This window comes from Archangium minus, assembly GCF_044360475.1.
GTDB classification, from domain to species: Bacteria; Myxococcota; Myxococcia; order Myxococcales; family Myxococcaceae; genus Archangium; species Archangium minus.
On record NZ_CP043494.1, the window covers coordinates 11359043 to 11372687 of the forward strand.

Here is a 13645-nt window from a genome sequence, read left to right on the forward strand (position 1 = left end):
GTTGCAACCCATCGCCGCCCCCCAGCACGCCTGCCTGGAAGGCGGCGCACCGGTGAAGCTTTGCAACCTCCATGCACTCTTGCTCCGTCAAGAATCCAACGGGGCAAGGGGCAGAAGTACCGTGAGCGGCTCCTGGAAAGATGGAGTTGCCCTGTAATTCCTGCAAACGCCACCCTGAAAAAAAGGGAGGAAGTCCCCTCTTTCGACAGAGGCAGAAGAGGCGTCTGGCCTACAGGAACTTCTCGCGCTTGCGGGCCTTGAGGGCCTCCACCACCTTGCGCACGTCCTGGCTCTTGTCCTTGGGCACCACCAGCACCGCGTCGCCCGAGTCCACCACCACCATGTCGGTGAGGCCCACCACGGACAGCGGGCGCTTGTCGGCAATCACCACGCAGCCCTTGCAGTCCACCACCACTGCCTCGGGACCCGAGACGACGTTGCCATTCTCGTCCGCGGGGCGCACCTCGGGGATGGCCGCGAAGGAGCCCACGTCCGACCAGCCGAAGTCACCCGGCAGCACCGCGATGTTGGTGGCCTTCTCCATCACGCCGTAGTCGATGGAGATGGAGGGCAACTTCGGGAACACCTTCTTGAGCACGGACGCGAAGGTGCGCTTGCCGGCCGCCTTGCGCAGCGCGTCCAGCCCCTTCTTCATCTCCGGCATGTGCTTGTCGAAGGCCTCCAGGATGGCGTCCGCCCGGAAGACGAAGATGCCCGCGTTCCACAGGTACTCGCCCGACTCCACGTAGCGCCGGGCCGTCTCCACGTCCGGCTTCTCGCGGAAGGCCTTCACCTGACGGCTACCACCCTCCAGCGCGTCACCCACCTGGATGTAGCCGTAGCCCGTCTCCGGGCGGTTCGGCTTGATGCCCAGCGTGACGAGGTGCCCCTTGGCGGCCACCTGCGCGGCCTCGGAGATGGTCTTCTTGAAGCCGGCCACGTCCGCCACGTGGTGGTCCGAGGGCAGGACGACCAGGATGCCCTCGGGATCCTTCGCCGCCACCTGCACCGCCGCCAGGGCGATGGCCGGCGCCGTGTTGCGCGCCACCGGCTCCACCAGGAGGTTCTTCTTCGACAGGCCCTTCACCAGCTTCGCAGCCTGCTTCGCGTGCAGGGGACCGCAGACGATGAGGGTGTCCTTCACCGAGGCCAGCCCCTTGAGACGGGAGGCGGTGTCGGTGATGAGCGGGTTCTTCGAAGCCAACGGGAGGAACTGCTTGGGCCGCGCCTTGCGCGACAGCGGCCAGAAACGGGTGCCGGAACCACCGGCCATGATGACGGGATGGAGGGTCATGGGGCGCGCAACATAGCGCCTCGCCTGCCGACCGCCAGGGGCACGTCTGCTCGGTTGCCCAACGAACACAGGCAGGAGTTTTGACCCCGCCGCGAAAAGCCAGTCTCATGCCGGGCGCGTTGGAGTCCAAGCACACATCGGTCTTATTGACGCTCGCCCTCACGCTGGCCCTCGCGGTGGGGTTGTCCCTCGTCCCGCAGCTGCCAGAGGCGTTGCGGCCCATTCCTAGCCTCGCCAAGGGGCCGGTGGTGCCGCAGCTCGTCGCGCTCGTCACCACCTCCAGCGCCGCCTCCAAACGCAAGGCCGTGGGCGTCGAGCCCGATACCGACACGAATGCGCCCGAGGTGCCCGTCCTCCCCGAAGAGGATGAGCCTGAGGAGGAGACCGAGGTCGCCGAAGCCAGTGGCTCCGATGCCGGCGTCCCCGAGCCCTCGCCCGGCGTCGCCGAGGCCGAAGCCGACCCCTTGGGACTGGCGGGCCTGGGTCCCACCCAGCGCGCCAAGGCCCAGCGCATGGAGGCCCTGCGCGAGAAGATGGGCGCCCAGCACGTGGACCTCGAGCCCGGCTGCCGGCGCATGGGCGCCTCCGGGTGCGAGGAGAGTGGGCTGGCCCCCTTCTTTGACGCACTGCGCGCCCTGCATGAAGGCCGCCGCACCCAGCCCGTGCGCGTGGAGCACCTGGGCGACTCGCTGATCGCCTCGGACCACATCACCGACGTGGCACGCGAGCGGCTGCAGGATCGCCATGGCTCGGGCGGCAAGGGCTTCCTCTACATCGATCGTCCCACCCGCTCCGGCCGCGGCGTGCGCGCCGGCCAGGCTTCCGAGGGCTGGGTATTCACCCGCATCATCGACCGCGCCCCGCCGAAGGACCGCCTGCCCTTCTCGGGCGTGGCCTTCGCCGCGGGCAACGCGGGCCCCCAGGACGTGCGCTTCGCCATTGAGGACGCGCGCACGGCGGAAATCTTCTTCCTCGCCCAGCCGGGCGGCGGCTCCGTGCAGGTGCTCGCGGACGGCAAGCAGCTGCAGCGCGTGCAGACGCGCTGGACGCCCGCGGAGGTGGCCAACGCCCGGGTGAAGCTGCCGGCTGACGCGAAGACGCTGACGCTCAAGACGCGGGGCAAAGTCGAGCTGCACGGCGTCTCGCTGGAGAACGGCAACCCGGGCGTGGTGTACGACACCATCGGTCTGCCAGGGGCCTACGCAGGCGTCTTCCTGCGCACGCATCAGCCCTTCTTCCGCGCGCAGATGCGCCAGCGCAAGCCATCGCTGGTGGTGCTCATGTTCGGCGGCAACGAGGCCTTCCGCCTCTCGCGCGACTGGACGAAGCCCGAGGAGATCAAGCAAGAGGCACAGGCTCTCGTGAAACTGGTGCGCGAGTCCGTGCCGGACGCCGCGTGCCTCGTCTGGTCGCCTATCGACGCGGCCGTACGGACCATGGGTGGCGAGCTGGTGCCGCGCCGGGGCTCGCGCCTGGTGGCGGACATCTTCCGCGAAGTGGCCAAGGAAGGCGGCTGCGCCTACTGGGACGCGCTCAACGCCATGGGTGGCGAGGGCTCCTCCATCCGCTGGCTGTCGGCCGGCATGCTCAACGAGGACCTCATCCACCCGCGCTCGAAGGGCTCGGACCTGCTGGGCCACCTCTTCGACCTGGCCATCCAGCGCGCCTATGCCGCGAGCCGCCCGCCCCCGCTGGTGGCCAATGATCGCCCCGGCCTCCAGAACACCGAGAAGACCCTCACCGCCACCTTCAAGCGGCTGAGCACGCTGGAGAAGGGCGAAGAGGCCCGGCTGGGCATCCTCCAGCTCGGGGCCTCGCACACGGCCTCGCACTACTTCACGGACGTGATGCGAAACGCGCTGACGAAGCGCTTCGGGGACGCCGGGCGCGGCTTCATCGCCGCGGGCAAGGCGTCGGACCGGCTGAAGCCCGCGGGCGTCTCACGCGAGCTGACGGGCGAGTGGACGATCGAGGACGCGCTGCAGGCCACCACGCCGGGACAGGCCTGGGGCCTCAGTGGCATCCGCGCGGTGGGTGCTCCCGGGGCCGCGCTGCGCATCCGCTTCTGCGAGGGCTGCACTGCCGCTCCCACGCCTCCCGCGCGACTCTCCCTCTACTGGCTGGATGGGCCCGGTGCCGGGCAGATGGAGGTGAAGGTGGACGGCAGCGCCATGCCTCCCGAGCCGCCTCCGCCCGAGCCCTTCACCACGCCCACGGTCCGCATCCGCTCCTTCCCTGTCACCGGCCCCGCCCATGAGGTGGAGGTGCTCAACAAGGGCGGGGGTACCCTCACCGTGCTGGGCGCGGCGTTGGACCTGGAGCAGCGCGGCGTCGCCTACGACGCGGCGGGCCTGCCGGGCTCCACCGCCTCCACCCTGGCCAGCGAGGACCCGCAGGCGCTCGCCGCACAGCTCTCCTCGCGCAAGCCGCAGCTGCTCGTCTTCTGGTACGGCACCAACGAGAGCGGCCAGGCGGACCTGGACGCGGAGAAGCTGCGCACCGAGTACGGCGAGCTCATCGCCCGCCTCAAGAAGGACGCGGGCGGCGCCGAGTGCCTCCTGCTCGGCACCACCGACCGGATGCAGCAGAGCTCGGAGGGCACGTGGGAGGCGGCACCCGGGCTCGCCAAGGTGCTGACGGTGCTGCCCGAGGTGGCGCGCGCGCAGGGCTGCGCCTACTGGTCCGCTCGAGCGTCCATGGGTGGGGACCATGCCATGCTGCGCTGGCAGCAGAACGGCCTGGGCCACACCGACGGCATCCACCTGACGCCCGAGGGCTACGAGAAGCTCGCGGGCATGTTCCTCACTGATCTGCTCGCGGCCTACGAAGCCTTCAAGGCCCAGCCGCCGGCGCTCGCTTCGGAAGTAGTCCAAGGACGCTGACGTGTACTTCCACAGCCTCCAGTTCGTCTTCTTCCTCACCGTCACCTTCGCCCTCTACTGGTCGGTGCACCACCACAAGTGGGCGCGGCTGGGCGTGTTGATGGTGGCGAGCGTCATCTTCTACTCGATGTGGACGCCATGGCCGCTGCGGCTCTTCATCGGGGCCACGGCCATCAACCACCTGTGCATCAAGGGCTTCCGGCGCTCGGAGTCGCCGGGAGTGCGCAAGGCCCTGTTGACGGTGTCCATCGTCAGCACGCTCGGCGTGTTGGTCGTCTTCAAGTACGCGGACCTGTTCCGTGAGACGGCGGTGGCGCTGCTCGGGCCGCTGGGCGTCCACGTGCGCACCGAGCGCTTCGGCCTGCTGCTGCCCGTGGGCCTGTCCTTCTTCACCTTCCAGGCCATCAGCTACGTGGTGGACAGCTACCGGGGGGAAATCCAGAAGGAGCGCACGTACTTCGAGCACCTGCTCTACCTGCTCTTCTTCCCGCACCTGGTGGCGGGCCCCATCGTGCGCGCCTCGCACCTCATCGAGCGCTTCGACGACACGCCCTCGCTGACGGCCCAGGAGGGAGGCCAGGGCCTGTACCGCATCGCCATAGGCCTGGCGAAGAAGCTCGTCATCGCGGACGTGCTCGGCAGTGGCCTGGTGGACCCCGTCTTCGCCTCGCCGGAGGCGTACACCTCGGCCGAGTGCTTCATCGCGGCGGTGGCCTACAGCTTCGAGCTCTACTTCGACTTCTCGGCGTACTCGGACATCGCCATCGGCACGGCGGCGCTCTTCGGCTTCAAGTTCGAGGAGAACTTCAATCGCCCCTACCTGGCGACGAACCTCTTCGACTTCTGGAGCCGCTGGCACATCAGCCTGTCCCACTGGCTGCGCGACTACCTCTACCGGCCGCTGGGCGGCAACCGCGTCTCCAAGCCTCGGGCGCTCCTCAACCTGATGATCACCATGGGACTGGGCGGCCTGTGGCACGGCGCGGACTGGCGCTTCGCCATCTGGGGCCTCGCGCACGGAGCCATGGAGTGCATCATCCGCGTGTGGTGGTGGGTAACGGGCAAGCCGCCGAAGGAAGGCCCCGTGGCCCGGGTGCGCGCGGGGTTCGGCTGGGCAGCCACGTTCCTCGTGGTGGTGCTCACACGCATCGTCTTCCGCGCGCCGAACCTGGGACGCGCCGGGGAGATGTACGCGCGGCTCTTCGAGGGCAGCATGGGTCTGGCCAACGTGAGCACGCTCGTGTGGTCGGTGCTGGCGGTGGCGGCGGTGAGCCACGTGACACCGCTGGGCCTCTTCCACAAGGCGGGCGACCTGTTCGTGAAGATGCCGGTGCCCGTGCGAGCGGTGGTGTTGGTGCTGGTGGGCCTGGGCGTGCGCCACCTGACGTCGGTGGAGACGCGTCCGTACGTCTACTTCCAGTTCTGAGTTACGCCGCCCAGCGGCGCACGATGCGGTCCGTGGCCTCGGCCTGGGCCGCATCCGGCCGCAGCTCCATGCCCACGCCGTGGGCCCCGACCCGGTACACATGGCCGGCCTCGGGCACCGAGCCCGAACGCACCTCGTCCGCGAGCCACAGCTCCCCACCGCTGGAGAGCACGGCCTGCCGCATGTGCGCGTCGAACTCGGCCTCGGACAGCAGCCGCATCTGCTCCACCAGCAGCTCCACGGTCACGTCCGCCTCCGGGCTCCGAGCGTCCGGGCCCGCAAGGCTGCGGAAGACCTCGGCAGCGCTGTCCTCCGGGAGGAAGGCGGCATAACCGGGCCGAAGCACCGCCACACCGGGCTCCACCTGCTGTCCGGACCGGGCGTCCTTCGGAAGGCGCGAGGCCGGGAGCACGGACACCTCCTGCACCCGCGACGTGCCATCCACCTCGCCGAGGAAGGGAGACCGACGGTAGAGGTCCAACAGCGCGGCCAGCAGGCCGGCGTGGCCCGCGTGGCGCACGGTGAGGGTCCGCTCGCCCTCCACACGCACCTCGCCCCAGGCCGGCAGCGCGGAGATACCCCCAGGCCCAATGGACTTCAGCGACACCTGCACCGGCTCGCCGAAGCGCGGCTTCCACACCAGCCGCTTCGCGGTGAGCCAGAACCGCCCCGTGCACCGCAGGTGGAAGTAGAGCGCGAGGGCGCCCCCCGCGAGGAGCAGCGGCACGGGCTTGCCGTAACGCTCCAGCCCATAGCGATTCGTGATGACGAACAGCGCGAACACCCACGAGCCGGGCCAGGACAGGAAGTTGCGCCACCCCTGAGAGCCCTCGAGCAGCACCGGCTCGTCACGACCGGGAGGCTGGGGCAACGGCTCGTTCATCAGGTTCTCCAATCGACCGAGCACCTCGTCCATCGACGCCCCCTCCTGCCGGGTGAAGTGGGAGAGCCGCTTACGCGCGAGCGCCTCCAACCGGTTGCGCTTGAGCCGCAGCAACCCGAGGGGGCAGTGCTGACCATGCGCCAGCAACTCCTGGACGGAAGTCTCAAGCTCGCGCGCCTCCCGAAGCCGGTCCGCGTTCGCGCGCAGCAGCCGCTTCCAACGCGGTGAGCGCAGCGTCCGCAGCAGCTTGATGTAGCAGGAGAGTGCCCGAGCCATCACCTCCCAGGCCCAGCGTGCTTCGAACTCAGGACCTCCCTCGTCCAGGGTGGAGGCCGCGGAGTGGGGCACGCTGCGGGGGGAGGCTAGGATCATGCCGAAAATCCTCTCGACGATTTCCCCTCCAAACTGCCTGGACCTGGGGGGGCAATCCAAGTCACGTCTTTTTGTCGGTGGTGCAACGCTCGGGGGGCGCCAGAGAGAGCATACCCCTCCCCGCCCGCCCCCCGCCAATGCCCCCCTGAGGAGTGCACCGGGAGCGACACTCACTTCGCCCCCCGGTGCACTGGACTGACCCGAGAATCGGCCTACAGCCGCGTTACGGCGTGTAGTACTCGGCGGAGGACGGGTCGTGGTTGCTGGCTCCGCCCACGGCGAGCACCGTGCCGTTGCCGAGCAGCGTGGCCGTGTGGCCGTAGCGGTCCACGTTCATGAACCACGTGTCGCTCCAGGTGCCGGTGACCGGGTCATACAGCTCGGACGAGGTCAGAATGCCCGTGGCCTCGTGGTAGCCGCCCGCGACGAGCACTCGGCCATCCGGCAGCAGGTTGGCCGTGTGACGACCGCGCGGCGTCGTCATGCCGCCCGTGGCCGACCAGGTGCCGGTGGCAGGGTCATACAACTCGGCCGACACGCTGAGGCCCGGCTCGATACCGGCGCCGCCCGCGACGAGCACTCGCCCGGTCGGCAGCAGGGTCGCCGTGTGGAAGCCGCGGCCATGGCCCATCGCCTCCACGGACGAGAAGGTCCCCGTGGCCGGGTCGTACAGCTCGGCCGACGCGAGCAGGTTCCCGCTGCCATCGATACCGCCCGCGATGAGCACCCTGCCGTCCGGCAGCAGCGTGGCCGTGTGGTGGCTGCGCGCCGTGCCCAGCGAGCCGCTGAAGGACCAGGTGCCAGTGGCCGGGTCATACAGCTCGGCCGAGGCCAGCACGCCGCCGTTGTGCTCGGAGTCGTTGCCACCCATCACCAGCACCTTGCCGTTGGGCAGCAGGACCGCGGCGTGGTGGAAGCGCTGCTGGTTGAGCTGGCCCGCCGGCCTCCACTTGCCCAGCGCCGGGACGTACAGCTCCGCGGTGGCGTTGGTGAGGGGGCACTGGCCGCCGCCCGCGATGAGCACCCGGCCGTCCAGCAGCTTCGTGGCCGTGTGGCCGCGGTGGGGGGCCAGGGTGTTGCCCGTGGCGCTCCAGGTGCCCGTGACGGGGTCGTAGAGCTCCGAGGTGACGTTGAAGCCGCCCGCCACCAGCACCCGGCCATCATCCAGCAGGTTGGCGGTGTGCAGCATGCGCGGCAGGGCCAGGCTGCCCGTCAGCGTCCACCCGCCCGTCGGCGCGGACTCGCAGACCAGGCTCACGGTGGAGGAGGCGGCGTTGTTGTCCTCGCGGCACTCAACCTCGCGGCCGGTGCCGGTGCCATCGTCATCAGCCACGGCCCACACCTCGGCCGTACCACCCGGAGCGGTGGCGAGCTTCAGCACGGCGTTGGCCTCACCGCCCGCGGGGATGACGGAGGGCACGGTGGCCACGCCCAGCAGCGTACCGCCCAAGGCCGGGTTGCCCCGGTAGAAGGCCACCTTCAGGCCGGCCGAGGCCGCCGCCGCGCCGTCGTTGCGCACCCGCGCCGTCAACGTCAGCGTCAGCGTCTCGGAGTTGCACGAGGAGGCAGGCGCCGACACCACCTGCAGGTCCGACGCCGCGAAGGGGCTGGTGGAGCCCACGCCCTGGCTGTTGGAGCGGAAGGTGTTGAGGCCCGGCGTCAGCCAGTTGGTGGCCGGGTGCGCGGGGATGGTGCCGTCGTCGTTGACGTGGGTGACGGAGTACGCGTGCTGGTTCCAGATGCGCCGCGTGTTCACCCACCCGTCCTTCTTGTCGCGGAACACCCGGATGCCGGTGAACTTGTCGTAGCCGTGGTAGTTGTTGGCGATCATCACGATCTCGGCGTTGTCGTCGCCATCCACATCCACGATGACCGGGTTCTCGTAGGTGGTGCCCGAGCTGTGCGGCACCTCAAAGCGCACGGCGCCCGTGGCACCGTCGTAGATGCGCAACCGGATTTCGTCGCCGTAGACCACCTCGGCCTTGCCATCGCCCTCGAAGTCGAAGGTCGACGAGCCGGTGACGTTGGAGCTGTGGTCACGCGTGGCCTTCGACCACTTCACGGCGCCATTGGACTCGAAGACGGAGTAGGCATTCGCCCCCGCCACGCCGATCTCCGCCTGACCATCGTTGTCGAAGTCCGCGATGTTCGGCGCGCCACCGTTGCCTCCACCCGGGATGAGCGTGGTCCACAGCAGCTGGCAGTTGTCGTCCATCAGGGTGACCCTGCCGGACCACACGATGGCGATCTCCCCGTAGATGTCACCGTCGAAGTTGCCCACGCCCGCCAGGCCGTGCCCAATGGCCGGGTTGGAGCACTTGAGGGTGCCATCATGCCGGTACACGGCACGGCCGTTGACCACCTCGAGCTTCCCGTCCTGGTCGATGTCCGCGGCGAAGGACAGCGGGCCCTGGCTCGCGCCACCCGTCCCGTCGCTCCCGGTCCACTTCAGCACGCCCGTGTTGCTGTAGACGGCGTTGCCGTTGAGGATCTCCACCGTTCCATCGCCGTCCAGGTCCGCCAGCGAGGGGCCACCCCAGTTATTGTTGGACCCCGTCGTCCGGAACTTGAACGTGCCGTCATGCTCGAAGCAGATGACGCCCACGCCCGTCTCCGGCACGGTGCACAACTCCACCTTGCCGTCGCCATCAATGTCACCGGCCGCGATGCTCGCCGCACCGCGCACCTGGTAACGCGTGTCCGTCACCGTCCACAGGTCGTGGCCATCGGCACCGCTGATGGCCCGCAGGACGCCGTCCGCGCTGTACGCGCCGCCAGCGAACGTGTTGAAGATGACGTCCGGCACGCCATCCCCGCTCACGTCCACCACCGCCGGTGTCATCATCACCTGGTTGTGAGTGGGCAGCACCGTGCTGCCCGTCCACTCCCACTCCAGCTCCGGCTCGAAGCTGGGCGTGAAGGGCGGCTTCACCTCACAACGCCCCTCGAGTGACTCCGTGCGCTGCACGGAGACCTCGCTGGCCTCCGAGTGCACTTCTCCACAGCCCGCCAGCGCCAACGCCAGCGCCAGGGTGCCACCGCGGAGTGCTCCGCGGTTCATCCGCTTGTTCGTCATGTGTCCCCCTCTCCCGGGGGGGTCGCAATCGACCCACACCAGCCGTCAGTGCGCTGGTGGACAATCAATACAGGAATTCCAAGTTCTCATACAAGCAGCGGGGCTGAAAATATCAGCCAGCGGTGTCTGTTTCGACCCACTTCCAGTGAATGACCCCCTCTGGGCCGCCTCAAGCCGGGCGCCGCCGCATCCCCCCGTCCGACGAGGGCTCGTACTCGAGCAGCGGCGGCACGAGCGGCAGACGGAGAGTGAAGCAGGTGCCCCGCCCCAGCTCGCTCTCCACCTCGATGCGACCGCCGTGGGAGCGCACGATGCCGTGCACCACGGAGAGCCCAAGCCCCGTGCCCTGCCCCTCGGGCTTGGTGGTGAAGAACGGCTCGAAGAGGTGACGCTTCGTCTCCTCGGACATGCCCGAGCCGGTGTCGCGCACCTGCACGAAAATCCAATGACTGTCGCGGTTCGTGGTGACACGCACCAGGCCGCCGGGCGCGGTGGCCTGTCCCGCGTTCACCAGCAGGTTCACCAGCACCTGGACGATCTGCCGTGGACGGCCCACCACCGTCCCCACCCCGCTCAACTCCTTCTCCACCCGCACATGGCCGAGCTGCCCCTGCGCAATGCGCAGCGCCGTCTGCACCTCGGCGTCGAAGTCGAACGCGACATGCGCCTCGGGGTCTCCGCGCGCGAAGCGGCGCAGGTCCGCGACGATGGAGTTCACCCGCTTGATGCCGTCCAGCGTGGCCGGGAGCACGTCGTCCCGGTACTCCTTCATCAGCTCGGACAGGTGCGGCTCGTCCTTCATGTCCCGGAGCATCGAGTTGACGTTGCTCGTCACGAAGCTCATCGGGTTGTTGATTTCATGCGCCACCCCCGCCGCCAGCATGCCCAGGCTGGAGAGCCGCTCCCGCTCCAGGGCCCGCTGGTGCATCTGCTGCACCTCCTGGTGGGCCTTCTCCAGCTCCACGCGCTGCCGGTGCGCATTGCCCAGCATCAGGCGCAGCAGCTCGGCCCGCTTCTGCGACACCAGGAAGGCGGAGATACCGAACAGATCGAAGGCCAGCGCCAGCTCCACGCTGCTCCCGGTGCTCAGGGCCACCGCGTTCATCGCCACCAGGTAGAAGGCCATGCGCGGGTAGACCCAGCGGTCCATCCCGTAGAACCAGACCATGTTGTACGGGACAACGGCCCACACCAGCGGCGACCAGTGGGTGAGGACACCCGCCAACGAGATGCCCACCACGTTGTTCAGCGTCCGCACTGACTCGGCCGCGGCGCGGCTGAAGCGCCTGGCGGTCCACTCGATGGCCAGCACGTGGAGCAGGGTATTGCCCACGAGGATGCCCACGACGCCGAGCACCACGCTCCACTGCCCCCAGAACCGGATGACGAGCGCGATGTTGAGCGCCAGCGGGCCCAGGGACGCGATGGGCAGGATGCCCCGGTGGACCTGCTCCGGATCCGCCTCCTCCCATGACCCCACCTGCTTCGCTTCTGCTTGCATCTGATGACGAATGCGGACCGCTCAGGGCCCCGGGGTGACGGAGCCCTGTCCGTCCAGCAGGGCGCGGACGTCGGCGATGAGACGGTCATCGTCCCAGGGCTTGCTGATGAAATGGGAGATGATCCCCGACTGAGACCCGCCGGACAGGTCCGCGTGGCCGGAGATGAGCACCCGGACGGCCTTGGGCGCGATGCTCAACACCCGCGCCAGCAGCTCCAGGCCGTTCATCCCCCGCATGCGGAAGTCGGAGATGACGACATCCGCTGGAAAGGTGGCGAGCTTCTCAAGGGCCTCCTCGCCATTGAGCGCCACCTCGATGGAGAAGCCCTCGCGCCGCAACAGGCGGCGAAGGGCTCCGACAACATGCACTTCATCGTCGACGATGAGAATCCTGGCCATGGGGGGGCTCCGAGCCACACCGGCACGTGGCTACACGCTACACCAGCCGCTGGACTTCCTCGTGCCTGCGCACCGCTGGGACAGGCAACCGAGCGCTCAGGCGCGCGTCAGGGGAACGAGCTTCCAGCCTGCTGTTCTCCCCGTGGGATCAGGCTCGAGCGACGGCGACAACGGCGTGCACGAAAGCATGGAAATCTCGATAGCAGGAGTTTGTATGGCCCCCTGTGATTCCAGGCCCGGCCAGAAAATTCGGAGACACCTGGAATCATAGCAGAGACTTTGCCGAGTGGCGCGTGCTCACTTCGAGTTCACAGAGAGTGCGCCGGACAGCTGCGAGGCCAGCCCCAGCAGGTTGCGGAGGATGCGGCCCGTGGCCCCCCAGATGACGTGGGAGCCGTAGGTATAGAAGTCCACCTCGTACTCCACGCCCCGTACCGTGCGACGCTCGGTGCGGCGGATGGCCGGGTCCATCAGGTGCGACAGGGGCACCTCGATGATGAACTCCACCTCGTCCGGGTTGGGGCGGTACTCCATCCCCTGGGGGATGACGCCCACGAAGGGTTGGATGCGGAACTCGGTGAGGGTGGGCACCTCGTCCAGGGCGCCGAGCACCCGTACCCCGGACACGTCGATGCCCAGCTCCTCCCGCGTCTCGCGCAGCGCGGTGTGCAGGGGCGTGGTGTCCTCCGCATCCCTCGAGCCGCCAGGAAAGGAGTACTGGCCGGCATGGTGTCGCAGCGTGGTGGGCCGCTTGGTGAAGAGGATGTGCGGAGAACCCTCACGCAGGAGCAGGGGCACCAACACCGCGGCCTCGCGCAGCACGAGCCCGGGCAGGTTGAGGGACCGGGGAGGCCGGGAGGCCAGATGGTTCTCGAGTGCGTCGAAGAGGGGATTCAAGGCTACTCCGTCAGTTGCTTCTCCACGGGGAGCTTCAAGGGTTTGTTCGTGGTGTCCGTGTTCTCCAGGCCCGACTGCGGGCGCAGCACGCCCCCCTGGAGCAACGCGAGCAGCACCACCCCCAACACCACCCGGTAGACGATGAAGATGAAGGTGGAGCGCTTGCGCAGATAGCTCAACAGCCACGCAATGGCGGCCATGCCCGAGCCGAAGGCCACCAGCGTCCCCACCCAGAGCGCCACGGCCGAGGGTCGCTCGGTCGCCTCCAGCAGGTGCTTCAGCTCGAAGATACCGGCCAGGGTGGTGGCGGGGATGGACAGCAGGAAGGAATAACGCGCCGCGTCCTCACGCCGCAGGCCCAGCGACAGGCCTCCGGTGATGGTGGTGCCCGAGCGCGAGGAGCCCGGAATGAGAGCCAGCGCCTGCCACAGCCCGACGATGAGGCCATCCCGCCAGCGCATGTCGTCCAGGGTGCGCTTGTGGGAGGCCAGACGCTCGACGACGAAGAGGATGACGGCCAGGACAATGAGGCTCGCGGAGATGACGTAGAGCGAGCGCAGCGACGTCTCGATGGTCTTCTTGAAGGCCAGCCCGCAGATGCCGATGGGCAGGGTGCCAATGAGCACGAACCAGGCGAGGCGCGACTCGGTGGTGCCGAAGGGCTCGCGCCGCACGAGGCCCTGGAAGAAGGCCCGGGTGAGGGTGACGAGATCCTTGCGGAAGTAGATGAGGACGGCGGCCACGGTGCCCAGCTGGATGACGGCCGAGTACGCCGCGCCAGGATCTGGCCAGCCGAGCAGCTCCGGGACGATGCGCAGGTGCGCGGTGGAGCTGATGGGCAGGAACTCGGTCAGCCCCTGAACCAGCCCGAGGATGATGGCTTGAAGAAGACTCATACGTGTGGGGAACCGGATG

At 68.6% G+C, this 13645-nt stretch carries 9 protein-coding genes; 2 read left to right on the forward strand and 7 right to left on the reverse strand.

The features are described 5' to 3' along the window. Nucleotides 1-229 precede the first annotated feature (229 nt). Complete coding sequence (locus F0U60_RS46450) at nucleotides 230-1294, reverse strand: mannose-1-phosphate guanylyltransferase (protein WP_395810185.1); 1065 nt, start codon at nucleotides 1292-1294, stop codon at nucleotides 230-232. Between the two features lie 107 nt (nucleotides 1295-1401). Here F0U60_RS46450 and F0U60_RS46455 point away from each other — a divergent pair, with 107 nt between their 5' ends. Together F0U60_RS46455 and F0U60_RS46460 are read left to right on the forward strand one after the other, a co-directional pair. Continuing rightward, nucleotides 1402-4176 (forward strand): GDSL-type esterase/lipase family protein, encoded by a 2775-nt coding sequence (locus F0U60_RS46455; RefSeq protein WP_395810187.1) that lies wholly within the window; start codon nucleotides 1402-1404, stop codon nucleotides 4174-4176. A gap of 1 nt (nucleotide 4177) precedes the next feature. Further along, complete coding sequence (locus F0U60_RS46460) at nucleotides 4178-5602, forward strand: MBOAT family O-acyltransferase (protein ID WP_395810189.1); 1425 nt, start codon at nucleotides 4178-4180, stop codon at nucleotides 5600-5602. 1 nt (nucleotide 5603) lies between these two features. Here the strand turns inward: F0U60_RS46460 and F0U60_RS46465 are convergent, their stop codons facing one another. The 6 genes from F0U60_RS46465 to F0U60_RS46490 form a co-directional block, all read right to left on the reverse strand. Further along, nucleotides 5604-6857, reverse strand: a complete 1254-nt coding sequence (locus tag F0U60_RS46465; protein ID WP_395810191.1) for a hypothetical protein — start codon at nucleotides 6855-6857, stop codon at nucleotides 5604-5606. A gap of 223 nt (nucleotides 6858-7080) precedes the next feature. Continuing rightward, nucleotides 7081-9933: a kelch repeat-containing protein gene (locus F0U60_RS46470; protein WP_395810193.1), complete on the reverse strand. Its 2853-nt coding sequence runs from the start codon at nucleotides 9931-9933 to the stop codon at nucleotides 7081-7083. Between the two features lie 169 nt (nucleotides 9934-10102). Beyond that, nucleotides 10103-11413 carry a sensor histidine kinase gene (locus F0U60_RS46475; RefSeq protein WP_395810195.1) on the reverse strand — a complete coding sequence of 437 codons (1311 nt, stop codon included), beginning with the start codon at nucleotides 11411-11413 and terminating at the stop codon, nucleotides 10103-10105. A 42-nt stretch (nucleotides 11414-11455) separates the two neighbouring features. Beyond that, entirely contained in the window at nucleotides 11456-11833 is a 378-nt protein-coding gene (locus F0U60_RS46480) for a response regulator (RefSeq protein ID WP_395810197.1), read from the reverse strand. Between the two features lie 297 nt (nucleotides 11834-12130). Next, nucleotides 12131-12730, reverse strand: coding sequence for a CoA pyrophosphatase (locus tag F0U60_RS46485; RefSeq protein ID WP_395810199.1), 600 nt, complete (start codon nucleotides 12728-12730; stop codon nucleotides 12131-12133). A 2-nt stretch (nucleotides 12731-12732) separates the two neighbouring features. Next, on the reverse strand, nucleotides 12733-13626 hold the full coding sequence (locus F0U60_RS46490; RefSeq protein WP_395810201.1) for an undecaprenyl-diphosphate phosphatase: 894 nt from the start codon (nucleotides 13624-13626) through the stop codon (nucleotides 12733-12735). Nucleotides 13627-13645: the final 19 nt, after the last annotated feature.